The organism is Limosilactobacillus ingluviei DSM 15946, from assembly GCF_001435775.1.
Lineage (GTDB): Bacteria > Bacillota > Bacilli > Lactobacillales > Lactobacillaceae > Limosilactobacillus > Limosilactobacillus ingluviei.
Map to the genome: position 1 here is coordinate 23,434 of NZ_AZFK01000087.1, position 16,320 is coordinate 39,753.

17 protein-coding genes are annotated in these 16,320 nt (G+C 48.2%); 15 read left to right on the top strand and 2 right to left on the bottom strand.

The annotated features are described in order from the left end of the window. The first annotated feature begins 4 nt into the window (after positions 1–4). From FC43_RS09760 to cysK, 10 genes are all read left to right on the top strand, one after another. Entirely contained in the window at positions 5–862 is an 858-nt protein-coding gene (locus FC43_RS09760; RefSeq protein ID WP_056955513.1) for an alpha/beta hydrolase, read from the top strand. 2 nt (positions 863–864) lie between these two features. Then, positions 865–1,044: a hypothetical protein gene (locus FC43_RS09765; RefSeq protein ID WP_056955514.1), complete on the top strand. Its 180-nt coding sequence runs from the start codon at positions 865–867 to the stop codon at positions 1,042–1,044. Positions 1,045–1,169: 125 nt separating this feature from the next. Then, positions 1,170–2,333 carry a hypothetical protein gene (locus tag FC43_RS09770; protein WP_056955515.1) on the top strand — a complete coding sequence of 388 codons (1,164 nt, stop codon included), beginning with the start codon at positions 1,170–1,172 and terminating at the stop codon, positions 2,331–2,333. Between the two features lie 64 nt (positions 2,334–2,397). Further along, positions 2,398–3,492 carry an ABC transporter ATP-binding protein gene (locus FC43_RS09775; RefSeq protein WP_040469854.1) on the top strand — a complete coding sequence of 365 codons (1,095 nt, stop codon included), beginning with the start codon at positions 2,398–2,400 and terminating at the stop codon, positions 3,490–3,492. Then, positions 3,489–4,301 carry an ABC transporter permease gene (locus tag FC43_RS09780; RefSeq protein ID WP_019205507.1) on the top strand — a complete coding sequence of 271 codons (813 nt, stop codon included), beginning with the start codon at positions 3,489–3,491 and terminating at the stop codon, positions 4,299–4,301. The genes FC43_RS09775 and FC43_RS09780 overlap by 4 nt, the downstream gene beginning before the upstream one ends. 50 nt (positions 4,302–4,351) lie before the next feature. Continuing rightward, on the top strand, positions 4,352–5,095 hold the full coding sequence (locus FC43_RS09785) for an ABC transporter permease (protein WP_056955605.1): 744 nt from the start codon (positions 4,352–4,354) through the stop codon (positions 5,093–5,095). Then, positions 5,092–6,168, top strand: a complete 1,077-nt coding sequence (locus FC43_RS09790; protein WP_019205505.1) for an ABC transporter substrate-binding protein — start codon at positions 5,092–5,094, stop codon at positions 6,166–6,168. Before FC43_RS09785 ends, FC43_RS09790 begins: the two co-directional genes overlap by 4 nt. Positions 6,169–6,221: 53 nt before the next feature. Further along, entirely contained in the window at positions 6,222–6,719 is a 498-nt protein-coding gene (locus FC43_RS09795; protein ID WP_056955516.1) for a phosphatidylglycerophosphatase A family protein, read from the top strand. A 43-nt stretch (positions 6,720–6,762) separates the two neighbouring features. Beyond that, positions 6,763–7,623, top strand: coding sequence for a homoserine O-acetyltransferase/O-succinyltransferase family protein (locus FC43_RS09800; protein WP_268872366.1), 861 nt, complete (start codon positions 6,763–6,765; stop codon positions 7,621–7,623). Continuing rightward, a complete protein-coding gene (gene cysK, locus FC43_RS09805) occupies positions 7,620–8,552 on the top strand; it encodes a cysteine synthase A (protein WP_056955517.1) in 933 nt (310 codons plus the stop codon). Before FC43_RS09800 ends, cysK begins: the two co-directional genes overlap by 4 nt. 53 nt (positions 8,553–8,605) lie before the next feature. On the opposite strand, the gene FC43_RS09810 is transcribed toward cysK, so the two are convergent. Both FC43_RS09810 and FC43_RS09815 read right to left on the bottom strand, forming a co-directional pair. Next, positions 8,606–9,781, bottom strand: coding sequence for a thiolase family protein (locus FC43_RS09810; RefSeq protein WP_056955518.1), 1,176 nt, complete (start codon positions 9,779–9,781; stop codon positions 8,606–8,608). A gap of 69 nt (positions 9,782–9,850) precedes the next feature. After that, a complete protein-coding gene (locus FC43_RS09815; RefSeq protein WP_056955519.1) occupies positions 9,851–10,708 on the bottom strand; it encodes a patatin-like phospholipase family protein in 858 nt (285 codons plus the stop codon). Positions 10,709–11,048: 340 nt separating this feature from the next. Here FC43_RS09815 and FC43_RS09820 point away from each other — a divergent pair, with 340 nt between their 5' ends. The 5 genes from FC43_RS09820 (at position 11,049) to FC43_RS09835 (ending at position 15,936) form a co-directional block, all read left to right on the top strand. Next, positions 11,049–12,188, top strand: coding sequence for a trans-sulfuration enzyme family protein (locus FC43_RS09820; protein ID WP_056955520.1), 1,140 nt, complete (start codon positions 11,049–11,051; stop codon positions 12,186–12,188). A 38-nt stretch (positions 12,189–12,226) separates the two neighbouring features. Next, positions 12,227–13,090, top strand: coding sequence for an NAD(P)-dependent oxidoreductase (locus FC43_RS09825; RefSeq protein WP_056955521.1), 864 nt, complete (start codon positions 12,227–12,229; stop codon positions 13,088–13,090). A gap of 130 nt (positions 13,091–13,220) precedes the next feature. After that, positions 13,221–13,451, top strand: coding sequence for a hypothetical protein (locus FC43_RS10940; protein WP_051014596.1), 231 nt, complete (start codon positions 13,221–13,223; stop codon positions 13,449–13,451). Next, the gene (locus FC43_RS10945; protein WP_082611501.1) at positions 13,441–13,704 is read left to right on the top strand and encodes a hypothetical protein; all 264 of its coding nucleotides are present in this window, start codon (positions 13,441–13,443) and stop codon (positions 13,702–13,704) included. Before FC43_RS10940 ends, FC43_RS10945 begins: the two co-directional genes overlap by 11 nt. Positions 13,705–13,725: 21 nt before the next feature. Next, positions 13,726–15,936, top strand: coding sequence for a phospholipase D family protein (locus tag FC43_RS09835; RefSeq protein WP_056955522.1), 2,211 nt, complete (start codon positions 13,726–13,728; stop codon positions 15,934–15,936). The last annotated feature ends 384 nt before the right edge of the window (positions 15,937–16,320 follow it).

The window sequence follows — 16,320 nt, forward strand, 5'->3', positions numbered from 1 at the left end:
GATTATGCAACGACAATGGTTAAAAATGGCTCGGCGGGTCGGGATCAGTATCTTAGTGATCGCTTTGGCAGTGCAAGCTTATTTGTTGCGGGGCAGCCGGTTTACAAACGTCACCACGTTTGCCCCCACAGTCCAAACCACAAAGGTGCCAACCTTGCTGATTCCCGGGTGGGGTGGCAATACTTGGACTTACCAACGCTTCATCGATTACGCTGCGCGCCACCATTACGCGCAACACACCATGACGATCTGGGTCGCTCCCAGTGGTAAAGTAACGGTGAAGGGGCACGTCCAAGGGGTTAAAAATCCGCTCATCCAATTATTGTATACGTGGAATTATACTCCCACTTACCAAGGGCAAGTTAAACAACTGACCCGGGTCTTGTTGCTGTTGGCGCGTGATTATCAGGTTCATGATCTAAACGTGGTGGCCCACTCGTATGGCGGTACTGAGTGGTTGCATGCGTACATTGCCAATCCCCAGCTGCAACGCCAGCTTAATTTTCACCAGGTCATCTTGCTGGGCGTGCCCACTGATGAAAGCTTTGGGGCAAAAACGAAGTACACCCAAACGCTTTTTAAACGGTCGGTGGATCCAGAATTTTTAAAGTTAACCCACCAGATTCAAACCGCCCATTTAGGGAGTGATGATTACCTTTATAATTGGATGGGGCAAACCCAACCTGGCACGGACGGCGAGGTCCCAATTGTGCAATCAGAGATGTTGCGTTCCTTGATTAAAAACAAGCACGTTCATTACCACCAACGCATTTTTCCAGCGACTAATCATATTCAGTTACACCAAAAGCCCACGATTTTGCGGCAAATTTGCCAAGTCCTGTGGGGGAAAGGAAACAGTTAAAAATGATCCAAGCATCAGTCCACAAAGAACCTGGCCAAGTAACCGGAATCATCTGGCGGGGCCCGACCGATTTGCAAACATACGCCGCGCTGAAAAGCTATGCGGCCGCAACTGACCAATCGGTGGCCGCTGCGGCTAAACAGTTGATTCAGTTGAGCCTAGCAAACCAATTGAACAAATAAACCGCTGGGGGCGAAAAAATCCCCGGCGGTTTATTTTTACTAACAGATTTTTAGGGGAATTCTCCCGTTGATAGGGAAAGTGTGATAGAGTTAGTAAGTTGAGATAAAGGAAGGGGGGATGGTGAATGCTCAGGATCTGTCAGAGCTATCAAAATGCATTTACCCTCACAAAACCAACTGGGAATCATCCCACTCAGGCAGCGTTAAATTGGTATGTCAAACCGGCGCGCCTCGGGGAAATTGAAATGTTGTTGTTCATTAATGAACGTTCGTTGATGCCCATTTTAATTCCCGGGCCAACCTACTTACGGGTGGCGCCGCCGGTGGTGTTTGCCCACGTCTTGCAAATGGTTTTGGGTGGTTTTCAATTCGCCACCACCAAGATTCGTCATTACACCAATGAAGTGGTCGCAACTATTCAAGAGGCACCTGAAATTACTGACGATTTTCGTCTTGAACGCATTACGCGGGAGTATCAAGCGATGATTGCCGATTTTGACGGCGGCCTATTGGATGAAGACGAACAAGAAAACTTGATTGAAAATCTAAGCCAATGCTCGGTCGAACTGGCCCAGCAAGTAACGACGCCCACCCAGGGCAATCCTTTAATGGACCTTTCAGATGCGGTAATGACGGAATTTCTCTTGCCGGCCAGCCTGAAAGAAGATTCAACGGCTTTGCGGCAAGCGTACGCACGCTATGATCAGTACCGCTTGTTAACGGCTGGTGAGCCTGCCTTTGCCAAGATCGTTGCTCAGTTAAGAAGTGATAATGAGCTCATGTTGAAGGCCTTTCAAGCCTATTTAGAAACTCAAGTCGGCTTGGATTCCGATCCGGCATACGCTTTAGTCGGGGTTATTAATAACTACGTCAATGATTATTTGTTGGCGATCCATCCTTTAACGCCAGTCAGCGATTTAACCATGCCGGCTGATTTCTTGCTTAACGGACCGTATGCCAATGATGAGCAAGAAGTTAAGCTCGCCTTAGAAGCCGTCAAACAGTTTGGCCGCTTTGCCAGCGTGGTCTTGTGGCACAACGAAAAGGCGGATATGCGCTTGTTTAGCGAAGCCTTAATCAAAGCGGAACGCCAATTGGCAGTCGAAAGCGGTGACAGCGACTTTGCTTTGACCAGCAGTCAACGCCAAATCCAAGATTTATTAGCGTTTATGTTAAAAAATCACACGGATGTTTTGGCTGGGGCGTTGACTAACCTCACCGCGGCCCAGCGCGCCCAATTGGCCCAGTTGTTGCAAGCGGTGGACCAGGCGCCTGAAACACCACTTTAGTGGGGACCAAGGGGAAAAATTGTTATACTAAAATTGATTTGAACAATGTTTGCAAAGGAGAGTGATACGATTGGCGATTCTTAAGTTTGAAGGGGTTAAAAAGCAGTTCGGGGACAACGTGATCTTAAAAGATATCAATTTTGAAATTGAGGAAGGCAAGTTTTATACCATTCTAGGCCCTTCCGGGTCGGGAAAAACCACCATTTTACGATTGATTGCGGGCTTTGATTACCCCAATGGCGGGTCAATCTATTTCGCTGGCAAACAAATCAATCAACTACCGGCCAACCAGCGCCAAGTCAATACGGTCTTTCAGGATTACGCACTGTTCCCCAATTTAAACGTGTTTGAAAACATCGCCTTTGGCTTACGGCTCAAGCGCATGAAGAAAAAAGAAATTCAACTCCGGGTCCAAGAAGCCTTAGCATTGGTCCACCTTGCTGGCTATGCCCACCGTGAATTGGACGAATTATCGGGGGGGCAAAAGCAACGGGTGGCGATTGCCCGGGCGATCGTCAACCGACCGAAAGTCTTGCTGCTAGACGAAGCTCTTTCGGCCTTGGACCACAAGCTCCGTAAAGAAATGCAAAGCGAATTGCGCCAGCTGCAACGGCAATTGGGGATTACCTTTATTTTCGTGACCCACGATCAAGAAGAAGCCTTGGCCATGAGTGATCAAATCATGATCATCAATGAGGGCCTGATTGAACAATCGGGGAGTCCGGTTGATATCTATGATGAGCCGCTTAATCACTTTGTAGCTGACTTTATTGGTGAGTCTAATATCATCCCCGCAACCATGGTGCGCGACTTTGCGGTGGCTATCAACGGCAAAGAATTTATTTGTGTGGACGCGGGAATTACCCCCGGCGAGCAAGTTGAAGTGGTTTTACGTCCGGAGGATTTGGATATCACGACCGTTGAAAAGGGCAAGTTAACCGCCACGGTTGATTCCCAACTCTTCCGCGGGGTTGATTATCAAATTATGGTCCATGATACGGATGGGCACGAATGGAAAATCAATTCGATTCACAAAACGACCGTCGGCAAACAAATTGGGATTACCTTTGATCCTGAAGACATCCACGTGATGCGGAAGAATGAAACCCAAGCCGAGTTTGACGCGCGGTTGGAATCTTACCAGGGGGTGGAAGCATGAGTGAAAAAAAACACCTCTTTTTTGCTTTGCCATACTACCTTTGGCTGGCCCTCTTTGTGATTGCTCCCCTGGTCTTGATCTTTTATCAATCCTTTTTAAATCTCCACGGGCAATTTACGGTCCAAAACTACCTGGATTTTGCCCAATCCAGCGTTTACTTAAAAATGACCTTCAACTCGGTTTGGTACGCGTTTTTAATTACCGGGCTGACCTTAATCATTGCCTATCCGGTCGCCTATATCATCGCTCAGTTTAAGAGTCGCGACTTTTGGTTGGCGTTGGTAATTTTGCCTACCTGGATTAACCTCCTATTGAAAACCTACGCTTTTATTGGCATTTTAGGTGAAAAGGGGTCGATCAACACTTTTTTGCGGTTCATTGGTTTAGGCAGCCATCAATTGTTGTTTACGGACGCCAGTTTTATTTTGGTGGCCGCTTACATTGAACTGCCCTTTATGATCCTGCCCATCTATAACGCCATTGTGGCAATTAAGCCGTCGCTGATTAATGCCAGTTTGGATTTAGGCGCCAGTCGCTTCCAGACTTTCCGACGGGTGATTTGGCCGCTGACTAAAAACGGGGTGGCTGCCGGCATCCAAGCCGTCTTTATTCCTTCTCTGTCCCTCTTTATGATTACGCGCTTAATTGGTGGAAACCGGGTCATTACCCTGGGGACGGCCATTGAAGAGCACTTTTTAACCACCCAAAATTGGGGGATGGGGTCGACGATCGGGGTGGTCTTAGTGGTGGCCATGCTAATTGTCATGCTCTTAACCGATGATTCTAAGAAGGGAGGGCGGGCAAAGTGAAAAAGACGTCAACCTTGAGCAAGTTGTACTTGACCGTAATCTTGCTGGTCATGTATTTGCCAATTTTTTACTTGATTTACTACTCCTTCAGCTCGGGGGATACGATGGATGGGTTCCGCCATTTCTCTTGGACCCACTATCAGGCCCTCTTTGCTGATACGCGGATGATCAGTATTGTTTTAAACACCATCATTATTGCCTTATTGGCCGCCACCTTGGCGACGGCGATCGGCACTAGTGGCGCCTTATTGATTGAACGCATTAAACGGCGCACTTTGCGGCAAAATGTCTTGGTTCTAAACAACATTTTGATGGTGTCACCCGATGTTATTATCGGGGCGAGTTTCTTAATTTTCTTCACCTTCCTGGGGATTAAACTGGGCTTTTGGTCGGTGTTGTTATCCCACATTGCCTTTTGTATTCCCATCGTGGTTTTGATGGTGTTGCCCAAGGTTAAAGAATTACCCCAATCCTTGACGGACGCGGCCTATGACCTGGGCGCCACCCGTTGGCAGGCCTTTTCTCAAGTGACGATCCCCGGCATTATGGATGGGATTAAGGCCGGTTTTTTCATGGCGTTGACCTATTCGCTGGATGATTTTGCAGTTACCTTTTTTGTTACCGGGAACGGCTTTTCCACCTTGTCCGTGGAAATCTATTCCCGCGCGCGGCAGGGGATTGATTTGGAAATCAACGCCTTATCAACAGTGATGTTTTTGGTTTCATTGTTATTGGTTTATGTTTATTATCGTTTTTCCGTTAAGCCAAGTTCAAAAGGGGGCGTCGTCAAATGAAAAAATTAGTCGCGGCGTTAGTGACCCTAGGCTTGGTCATTGCGGGCCTGTTGGTTTGGAATCACCAATTAATGGCCAAACAAAGTGCCGGGGCGACCGGCAGCAAAACCCTGGTAATTTATAACTGGGGGGACTATATTGATCCCAACTTAATTAAAAAATTTGAGAAGCAGACCGGCTACAAGGTGGATTATGAAACGTTTGATTCCAATGAAGCCATGCTAACAAAAATCCAGCAGGGGGGCACCCGGTATGACTTAGTGGTGCCTAGTGAATACACGGTCCAACGGATGCAAAAAGAGCATTTACTGCGAAAATTGGACCACCGCCAACTGCCGAATTTGAAGTACTTGGCGCCCCGCTTTTTAAACCAAAGTTTTGATCCTGGCAACCAATACTCGGTGCCGTATTTCTGGGGGACATTAGGCATTGTCTATAACGATAAATTGGTTGCGCACCCCCTAAAGCACTGGGAGCAACTTTGGGATCCACAATACCGCAATCAAGTCATGGTTTATGACAGTGCCCGGGATATGATGGCGATTGCCTTGATCACCCAGGGCCACTCCGTCAACACCACCAATTATGGGGAACTCCAAGCCGCGGAACGCAAACTGCAAGGATTAAGCCAAAATACCCGGGCCGTGGTGGCCGATGAAATGAAGATGTATCTCAAGCAAGACGAAGCAGCGATTGGGATTGCTTACTCGGGGGATGCCGCTGAAATGATGGACGTCAATCCTCATTTGCACTATGTCGTGCCGACCGAAGGTTCCAATATTTGGTTTGACAATTTTGTCATCCCCAAATCAGCGAAGAATCTAAAAGGGGCGTACGCCTTCATGAACTTTATGCTGGAACCAAAGAATGCGGCCCAGAATGCAGACTACGTTGGCTATGCGACCCCCAACCAAGCGGCGCGCAAGTACTTGCCAAAGGCCGTCACGCACAACCAAGCTTTCTATCCAGATGCGCAAACGATGAAACATCTGGAAGTTTACCGGGACTTGCCGAAGAAAGTAAATCAAGAGTACAACGACCTGTTTTTAGAATTTAAGATGTTTGTAAAGTAGCATTGGCCCCTGCAGCTTCGGTTGTGGGGGTTCACTAGTTAAAGGAGTTAAGTATGGACAGTAAAACTTACAAGTACCCAGATACCAAAGCTTTTGAATTCGTCACTACAGCCTTAGCCAAGCGGGGGGTTGACCTCCACGAATTAGCCAACGACGCCTATGAACTGCAAAAAGAATTTTTGCCGGACCTGACCGTAGCGGATTGTTATGAAGAACTGCTGACCGTTTTGCACAAGCGGGAATTGTTAAACAACGCGATGGTGGCGTTAGAATTAGACCGGTTGACGGAAGCCGGTTTAATTCAAGAACCGTTGCAATCCATTATTACCCACGATCTCGGTGTTTTTGGCGTGGATGAAGCCCTGGCCTTGCAAATTGCAAATATTTACGGCACGATTGGCGCTACAAATTTTGGTTATGTTGACCGGGTCAAATCCGGCATTATCAAGAAATATGATACCGATGCCAACCACGTCAATACTTTTATCGATGACCTATTAGGTGCGATTATCGCTGCTGTGTGCGGTAAAATTGCCCACCGGTACGCTTAAAATTCATCCTTCTTATTTGTAAGTAAAGCGGGAATCAGTTACAATAAGAGCTAACCAAAAGGAGGTGCCGCGGGTGGCTTACCCACCATTACGAATTGGGATTTTAAACTTAATGCACGATCGCGCGGCTACGCGATCCCGGTTTGAGTATGTCTTACAGCAGGCCAACATTGCTGTGCAAACCGAATTTTTCTACCCGGTTTCGCACTACCGTCAGCGCGCCGTGCCGGTTAGTGTGCAAGCCCTGGCAGCGCCGTTAAGTGAAATTGAATTGGCAAAGTTGGACGGCTTTATCATTACCGGGGCACCGATTGAGCACTTGGCGTTTTGCCAGGTTGATTATTGGGCGGAATTACAAACGTTAATCGACCAACTGGTTACTCATTCACTGCCCCAACTTTACGTTTGTTGGGGCGCGATGGCGGCTTTGCATCACTTGTATGGGATTGACAAGGTCGCCTTGCCGCAGAAGTACTTTGGGGTCTATGCTAACCAAATTTATCAATCTCACCCGGTCTTAACGGGACTGCCACCGACATTCTGGGCGCCACACGCGCGTTATGCCGAAATGAACCGGCGCCAAATTCTGGCTCACCCCGCCTTGCAATTAAATGCGGAATCGGTGGACCACCGGTTGATGTTGGTCTCAAATCCTCGGGCCCAACAGTTGTTTTTGTACGCGCATTTAGAGTATGAACGCGAGGCCCTCTTGGCCGAATACCAACGCGAAATAACCGCGCACCCAGAACGGGAGTATCGCCAGCCGCAACATTACTTTGCTGATCCATTAACCATGCAAGCTCCCCAGTTTAAATGGGAAACGACCCAACGGCACTTCTTTAATAATTGGGTAACGCAAATCGCACAGCATAAAGCAGCAGCTCACAAGGAGGATTTACCATGACCAAGCTTTATAACTCTGTAACAGAACTAATTGGCCAAACCCCAATCGTCAAGTTAAACCGGGTGGTTCCGGCGGGGGCCGCGGATGTTTACGTCAAGTTGGAATTCTTCAATCCCGCCGGTTCCGTTAAGGACCGGATTGCGTTGGCGATGATTGAACAAGCTGAAAAAGCTGGCCAATTGCAACCCGGCGGCACGATTGTCGAACCAACGTCTGGGAATACCGGGATCGGCCTGGCCATGGTCGCAGCCGCTAAGGGTTACCACCTGGTAATTGTGATGCCCGAAACGATGAGTGTGGAACGCCGCAAGCTGATGCAAGGCTACGGGGCGGAATTAATCCTGACGCCTGGGGCTGACGGGATGAAGGGGTCCATTGCGAAAGCGGAAGAACTGGTCCAAACCAAGGGCTACTTCATGCCGATGCAGTTTGAAAACCCAGCTAACCCCGCAATTCACGAAGCCACCACGGGGCAAGAAATTATCAATGCCTTTGGGACCGAGCAGCTCCCGGATGCCTTCGTTGCCGGGGTCGGAACTGGTGGTACCTTGACCGGGGTCGGCAAAGCTTTGAAAGCGGCCAACCCGAACGCAAAGGTTTACGCGCTCGAACCAGCTGAATCCCCCCTCCTTAAAGAAGGGCAGGCGGGCAAGCACAAGATTCAAGGGATCTCCGCGGGCTTTATTCCAGCAACCTTAGGCCAAGAAGTTTACGACGGCGTGATTGAAGTCGCTAGTGATGACGCCATTGCGACGGCGCAACAAGTTGCCCACCAGGAAGGCTTCTTACCAGGGATTTCGGCAGGGGCCAATATTCACGGTGCGATTGAACTTGCTAAGCAGTTAGGGGCCGGAAAAAAAGTGATCACAGTAGCGCCAGACGGTGGTGACCGCTACCTGTCAACCGATCTCTTTAATTTTACTAACTAATTTCCAGCCAATCACAAAAGCCGGTTTTCCATCCAACGTGGAAAACCGGCTTTTTAGTTGCGTTCAATAATGGTCGCAGCCCCCATGCCGCCACCAATGCACAGGGCAGCTAACCCCCGGTGACTGTTTTGCTTTTGCATTTCATACAAGAGTGTAACAATAATGCGCGCCCCCGAATCACCGAGCGGGTGGCCAAGGGCAATTGCGCCCCCATTAACGTTGACTTTGGTTTCATCGAGGCCTAATTCACGAATCGTGACAACTGATTGCGCCGCAAACGCTTCGTTTAATTCGACCAGATCAAAATCAGCCACGGTTAACGCATGCTTGGCCATTAATTGTTGGGAAGCTTGCAGGGGACCAATCCCCATGATGGCCGGATCAACCCCGACCAGGTTACCATCCAGCCAATAGCCCAGAATCGGCGCCCCTGTTGCTTGAGCTAGCTCAGCATCCATCAAGACGACAGCTGCGGCCCCATCGTTGAGCCCCGATGAATTTCCGGCGGTGACGTCACCATCCTTTTTGAAGACCGGGGGCAGCTTAGCCAATGCCGCCATGGAGGTGTCACGAATTGCTTCGTCAGCGGCAACGGTCACCTCGCCATGTTTGGTCGGCACCGTCACTGGCACAATTTCATCAGCAAACCGCTGGGCTTGTTGGGCGGCCCGGGCCTTTTCTTGACTGGCTAAAGCAAACGCATCGAGGTCGTGCCGCGATACTGGGTACTTAGCCAATAGGTTTTCAGCGGTCATCCCCATCGGATAGTGATAAAAAGCATCAGTCAACCCATCCTGGGTTAAACTGTCCAATAGTTCACCGTTGCCATAACGGTAGCCAAAGCGGCCGTTGGGTAGTAAATAAGGGGCATTGGACATACTTTCCATTCCCCCGGCAACCATCACTTGCGCATCGCCCAGCCGAATTTGCTTAGCAGCTAAGGAAATGGCCTGCATTCCCGAGCCACACAAGACATTGACAGTCATTGCCGGAACGGATTCAGGTAGCCCGGCGTGCATGGCCGCTTGCCGCGCCGGATTCTGACCTTGGCCCGCTTGAATTGCCATCCCCATGTAAACTTCATTTACTTGGTTGACGGCGACTTGGGCGCGCTGCAAAGCCGCTTGAATGGCGATGGTCCCAAGTTCAACGGCCGAAAGGGTTGCTAAGGCCCCACCCAATTTGCCAATCGGGGTCCGAGCTGCCCCCACAATTGCCACACGTTTCATAATTTTGACCTCACTTATTAATCATTCCAAACCAAATTGTACAAAAGGCCACCAAAGAGGTCAAATGGTTTACCTAGTTAAGTACGCCAAAAGAGCCGGGAGGGTCGCTTCCGCTTGGGCCAAGCCCTGCTGGTACAGCTGCGTCAATTTTTTGGTATTGCCTTCCAAGCGCCCGACCTTTACGGCTTGTTCGGGGGCCAGACAAAAGATCTGGCCAGCAGCGGTGAGTGCATTTAACTTTGCCACTTGCTCATTGTACATTGTTGGGCGCGCCAAGGCGGTTTTCACAAAGGCCGGGTAGTCAGCAAAGGTATGCTTAAACATCTGGGCAACCAGCTTGCCACTTGGCTTCTTGCGATAATCACTTGGTCGGGTCCGCACCACCACGATTTTATCATAGCCTTGTTGTTGAGCAATGTTAAAGGGAATCGAGTTTGCCAAGCCCCCATCGAGACACAAGCCTTGGGCGGTCATTTGCGGGGTGGCAAAAAAGGGCATCGAGCTGGAAGCTTTCAAAGCAACTTCAAGTTCTTCACCCACCGGGTCAGTGAAGGTCACCGCGGTACCAGTGGCCAGGGCTGTCGCCACAATGGTAAAATGGGAGACCGCCCGCCGGTAGGCACGTTCATCAAAATTGTGCCAATCCCAACCATGGTCTTCAAATAAAAAGTCCAAGTTGAGCACCGGTTGGCGTTTTAGCGCCCGGCGTAAGGAAATATAATTGGGATCATGACGATAAGTGGTATTAACGTGAATCATCCGCCCGTATTGTTTTGCCACAAATTGGGCCCCGCACAGGGCCCCTGCGGAAACGCCAATCACACTGCGAAATTCAATCCCGTGCTTTAAAAAGGCGTCGGTAACCCCAGCGGAATACTGACCGCGCATGGCACCACCTTCGAGAACCAGGGCTGCATTGTAGAGCATCTTCATTTCCTCCGTAATTCCATTAGAATAGTGGTTATTATACATCAGACAAAAAATTGTTTAAAAGGTTAGCTAACAAAAAATCAGTAAAAAAGATTGACAAGCTGACCGCCAGCCGGTAAACTGTGATCAACTAATTAAACGGAGGAAATTTGCATGGTTATCTTAGCTCGCAATGCCAAGCGTTGTTGTGACCGGTTTGCCGATTGGGGAACCGGAATTTTGAGCTAAGCAAATTTCGGGAACTTAATTGGCGCGAACGGAAATTCCGTTGGCGCTTTTTTTGTACCTCCGTAAGGAAGCACTTTAATTTGAGCTGATTAAGAAAGGACGTCTTACCATGAAATTCAACACGCGTTTAATTCATAGTCGTTTAAGCGAAGATCCCGCAACTGGCGCTGTTTCAACTCCCATCTATCGGTCTTCAACCTTCCGGCAGACCGAATTAGGCGGTCACCCCAAGTGGGAATACGCCCGTACTGGTAATCCGACCCGGGCGGCCTTGGAACAATTAATGGCCGAAATTGAAGGCGGCAGCGCCGGCTTTGCCTTTGCTTCCGGGTCTGCCGCTATTCATACGGTCTTTTCGCTTTACTCTGCGGGAGACCATCTGATCGTCGGGTCCGATGTTTACGGTGGAACCTTCCGTTTGATCAACAAAGTATTAAAACGCTTTGGCCTGGAGTTTACGGTTGTCGACATGCGACAATTAGCGGCAGTTGAAGCAGCGATCCAACCCAATACCGTGGCGATTTACCTAGAGACCCCAACTAATCCGCTCTTACAAATTGCGGATATCGCCGCGTTAGCACAATTGGCCAAACGGCATGGGTTAAAAACGATTGTCGATAATACCTTTGCGACCCCGTACAACCAAAATCCCTTGCAACTTGGTGCCGACATTGTCGTCCATTCGGCAACCAAATATTTAGGGGGCCACTCTGATGTCGTGGCTGGGATTGCGGTCACCAATGATCCCGCGTTAGCTGACCAACTGGCCTTTTTGCAAAATTCCATTGGTGCAGTCTTGGGGCCGGATGATGCTTGGCTCTTGCAACGGGGGATCAAGACCCTCGGGGCCCGGATGCGCGTTCACCAAGAAAATGCCGCCGCGGTGGTTGATTTTCTCACTCATGATGACCGTATTGCGCGGGTTTTGTACCCGGGCTTGCCTGATTTTGCTGGGCACGCTGTTGCCACTCAACAAATGCGCGGTTTTGGGGCCATGGTCTCCTTTGAATTACAGCCGGGTTTGAGTGCTAAACGTTTTGTTGAAAGCCTACAAGTCATTACCCTCGCGGAAAGTTTGGGCGGGATTGAAAGTCTGATTGAAGTACCAGCCGTTATGACCCATGGGGCGATCCCTCGCGCAACCCGGCTGGCTAATGGGATTAAGGATGAATTGATTCGTCTATCGGTTGGTTTAGAGGATGAAGCTGATTTGATTGCCGATTTAAAGCAGGCTTTGGCACAATTGTAATTTCTGCGTATAATTAATGTAGAAAAGAGGTGGCTTTCATGAGAATTGGCTTTATTGGAACCGGCGTTATGGGCACCGGAATTATTAATAATCTACTTCGCGCCGGGGAGCAAGTAACGGTTTTTAACCGTACGCCAGCCCATGCCAAAGCGGTCTTGGCCAATGGAGCTAGCTGGGCGGCCTCCCCCGCAGCTTTGGTCGATAAAGTCGATGTGGTTTTCACCATGGTGGGCTTTCCCCAGGATGTCGAAGCTGTGTACTTGGGGCCAGCTGGTTTATTAGCCCATGCCCGTCCCGGACAAATCTTGGTTGATATGACGACCAGTCGCCCCAGCTTGGCGCAACAAATTGGGGAACAAGCCCGCGAAAAAGAGATTGCCGTCCTGGATGCTCCTGTCTCAGGCGGGGATATCGGAGCAAAGGCCGGGACCTTAACCGCTATGGTCGGTGGGGATGCACAGACTTTAACCGCCGTGACCCCGCTTTTGCGTCATTTCAGTAAGGAAATTAATCACTTTGGCGGCTTTGGGGCTGGTCAACACGCGAAAATGGCGAATCAGATTATGGTTGCCGGTACGATGACCGGTTTGACCGAAGCCTTGGTCTATGCCCGTGCTACGGGACTAGATCTAAAGCAAGTCATGACGACTTTACAAGGCGGCGCGGCCGCTAACTTTAGCCTGCAAAGTTACGGCCCCCGGATTTTAAAGGGTGATTATACCCCCGGTTTCTTCGCGAAGCATTTCTTAAAAGACTTGCGGATCGCCCTCGATGAAGTTCAACGCCAACAGCTTAATCTGCCTAGCACGCAGGCGGCTGAACAATTATACGAAGCCTTAGTTGATCAACGCGGCTTGGGCGAGGAAGGGACGCAAGCACTGGTCAAACTATGGTGGTCATAAAATTCTTGCAGGAGAACAATTCATCGTTATCCTGCTTTTTTTCGATTTTAAACGAAAATATTTTTACTAAATGTGAATTTGATGATATTACATTCGCAAAGAGAGGGACGATAGAAAGGAGGACTTAGGCATGCGGACCAAGTTACGCCAGTTAGGCAGTCAGCAACGTTATCAATTTACGGGTACTTTTAAACGCACTGGCTTTAAAAATACCTATCATAGTCAGAGTCACCCCATTTATCAACCAACACTTTTATTGGTCGATTTGTGGTGTGAAGACCAATTCATGACTGATCACCTGTGGCTAAATTATGGTAAAAACTTTTTAAGTTTAGGAGAGTTGCAGCCTGGTGACCTTTAAAGCGCGCGTCGCTAGATACGAAAAAGGACACTTTGAACATCGGCAACTGGACTATCATTTAACCCGGCCCACCCAAGTGCGGGGTTTGACAGTTAAGCAGCCGCGGGAGCAATTGCCAATTAATGATAAAAATGCTTTAATTGGGTATATTATGCGGCAAAATCGAGACTTTTATCTTGCCAATCACCGGCCGGTTGATGATTGGTATCTTTCTCAGTACCGGAATTGGCAAAACCACGTCCATGGCAACTAAATAGAGAAACGAGGTTCGAATATGTTAAGGATCTACGATTTAAAAAATCAGCAAATGCTAACCAAACCGGACTTTTGGAAATTAACTGAGGGCTTCGTCAGTTTTCGCGGCGTTTCATTTGTGGGCTCATTTAAGGTCATCGAGCAAGAATTATTGCCGCGCTTTCAACAGGTCAAGTTGATTTTAGGGATGGAGGATCGGCAAACCGGCCAAAAAATGGAGCAAATCTTCAATGTCCCGCGGCGGGTCGAGGAACTGGTGAATGCCAGCGATACGTTCTTGCAACGAATTGAAGCGGGCAGTTTGCAGTTAAAATTTACCAAACAGGCCTTGTTTCACAGCAAATACTTCTTGCTGGAAAATGAGACACAGTTCATCATTTTTAACGGTTCGATGAACTTAACCAAACAAGCCCTGACCCAAAATCATGAATTGATGTGGTGTTACCGGGGCGAAAAAGCGATTTCCCAAGACCAAGCCATTTATCAAGCCCATCTGGCCCTGTTTAAGCAGAACTTTGAAGTTGATAGTACCGATTACGTGAATCGGAAGCTGATTCAGCAAATAAAAGGAAAATCCCGGCAAGAAATCACCGCGATCTTAACGGACCATGTCGCTCAAGAAACGACCACGGCGATCACTTTACAGAAAGAAGAAATTGAGGCGATTACCGACCAAAAACAACGCGAAAAAGTGGTGGCCCCCCAGTGGGTAAAGGCGGTTCAAGCCGTCTATACGGCAAAGGGAAACAAAAAACGTGATCAAGCTGCCGCGCAGGCAAACGCGAAAGTCTTATATTACCAAGCCTTTGCCCAAGATGAACACCGGGTAATCCCCGAAAATGAACTCTACCCGGTCCCGATGTGGACTTATGATGAAACAGAGGGGCAGGTATTGGTGCAAAATCCTGTTACTGATCGATATGAACCATTGCAGGCAAGCCCGTTAAGCCGCGCAGATTTGGAGAACTTCGTCAACATTATTGAAAGCTTTCGCACGAATAAGGTTCGCGATGAAAGTTTGCAGGCCCTCTCAGCCTTTCTATACTTGATGACGGCGCCGCTAATTTGGAAAATTCGTCAAATCTATCGCGAATCCAACTTTAGTCGGTCAGCGGACCAAGTACCGCTATCAATGGTGCTGATTGGGCGGGGGACCACGGGCAAGACCTTATTGGTTCACGACTACTTCAAGCCTTTCACTGGTGATACCTCAGCTAGCGTTCAGTATTCGGAAATCAATAACTCCACTAGCGCCCGCAGTGATCGGGCAGTTGCCTTTTTGGATCACTATTTAAAATCACAACGTTTTATTTCGCCCATGGTGATTGATGAACTCTACGAGAATTTCCTCCACTCAAAGGTCGCGACCAATGCGATTAAGCAATGGTCCAATACCCTCGAAGACATTCATAACGTCAATATTTTTGCTATGAATCACAACGCCTCCAATAAAGGGATCAATAATTTAGAAGAGATTACCAAGCGGGTTTATTACTTATCGTTTGAATCTGGTTGGTTACCAGAAGATGAACAAACCATCGATTACCGGATTTTGGTTAACAACGTCAATGACCATCTATACAAAACCGTTGTCTATCGACTAAATCAACGTTTAAACAACCTCTCCGGGGAAGACGAGAGTAAATTAATCAAGGATTATCTGAGTTTAACCAAAGAAATCCTGAGCGACTTATTGGCACAATATGGGTTAAATCATCGCTTAGCTCCCTTGTTGGCCAAGCGGTATGATTATAAACAAGACCAAAATAAAACCATTTGGCGGATGTTATTAGCAGAAAACAACTTTAAGAATGTCTATTTTACGGCTGGGGATGACCAGCATTTTACCGTCTCAAAAGCGATTTTCAACGATTTAAAATCCAACCTGTACCAAAATAACAATGAAACCCTCGATAATTACTTCAATATGTTGCCCCGGGAAATGGGGATTGGGATTGTGCAAAATGATATCGGGATGATTCTCGACATTGATAAATTTGACCAATTCATTGGCGAACCCTTAGTCAGAAACTATTATCAACAAGCTCATAAAGCCGAGCATCAACAGGATGCGGTGACCCGGTTGATCGCTCTCCAGGAGGCCGAAGCGGCCCGTCGTGCCACTGAAGAAGCTAAACGTCAAGAAAAGTATGATCAAATTTTGGCGGAACTTGCTCATCACCAAACCAAGAAAACGGGGTTGTTTGGCCGCTTCTTCAAGCGCGATTAACGATCTCAAAATTATGTCAACTAATTACTAAAAAGCAACGGTCCAACGTGAACTACTCGGTCGGAATGAGCGAGCTTCTAGAAACAGCGGACCGTTGCTTTTTAACTTTACATAATTTTAAGGCCGTTATTTAATACTGATTATTGTTCAAAATAGGACCGTTAATATCTTGGGTATGATATGATGTAAGACATGAAAAAATTAAATGAAATCCAACTAAATGAAATTGAAAAGCATCTGACGCAAGAAACTGATACCAAGCATTATCGTAAGTTGCTCACTGTTAAGTTGTGGGGCCAAGTGAAAAGTATTACAATTTTTTGTTGACAGCGCTTTCTAGGGGTGCTATATTAAAGCCAATCAAATAAAACAACTTACTTGACA

Coding starts and splice junctions, on each gene's coding strand:
- FC43_RS09760 (WP_056955513.1), top strand. CDS start 5: ATGCAACGACAATGGTTAAAAATGGCTCGGCGGGTCGGGATCAGTATC.
- FC43_RS09765 (WP_056955514.1), top strand. CDS start 865: ATGATCCAAGCATCAGTCCACAAAGAACCTGGCCAAGTAACCGGAATC.
- FC43_RS09770 (WP_056955515.1), top strand. CDS start 1,170: ATGCTCAGGATCTGTCAGAGCTATCAAAATGCATTTACCCTCACAAAA.
- FC43_RS09780 (WP_019205507.1), top strand. CDS start 3,489: ATGAGTGAAAAAAAACACCTCTTTTTTGCTTTGCCATACTACCTTTGG.
- FC43_RS09785 (WP_056955605.1), top strand. CDS start 4,352: ATGTATTTGCCAATTTTTTACTTGATTTACTACTCCTTCAGCTCGGGG.
- FC43_RS09790 (WP_019205505.1), top strand. CDS start 5,092: ATGAAAAAATTAGTCGCGGCGTTAGTGACCCTAGGCTTGGTCATTGCG.
- FC43_RS09795 (WP_056955516.1), top strand. CDS start 6,222: ATGGACAGTAAAACTTACAAGTACCCAGATACCAAAGCTTTTGAATTC.
- cysK (WP_056955517.1), top strand. CDS start 7,620: ATGACCAAGCTTTATAACTCTGTAACAGAACTAATTGGCCAAACCCCA.
- FC43_RS09810 (WP_056955518.1), bottom strand. CDS start 9,781: ATGAAACGTGTGGCAATTGTGGGGGCAGCTCGGACCCCGATTGGCAAA.
- FC43_RS09815 (WP_056955519.1), bottom strand. CDS start 10,708: ATGCTCTACAATGCAGCCCTGGTTCTCGAAGGTGGTGCCATGCGCGGT.
- FC43_RS09820 (WP_056955520.1), top strand. CDS start 11,049: ATGAAATTCAACACGCGTTTAATTCATAGTCGTTTAAGCGAAGATCCC.
- FC43_RS09825 (WP_056955521.1), top strand. CDS start 12,227: ATGAGAATTGGCTTTATTGGAACCGGCGTTATGGGCACCGGAATTATT.
- FC43_RS10940 (WP_051014596.1), top strand. CDS start 13,221: ATGCGGACCAAGTTACGCCAGTTAGGCAGTCAGCAACGTTATCAATTT.
- FC43_RS09835 (WP_056955522.1), top strand. CDS start 13,726: ATGTTAAGGATCTACGATTTAAAAAATCAGCAAATGCTAACCAAACCG.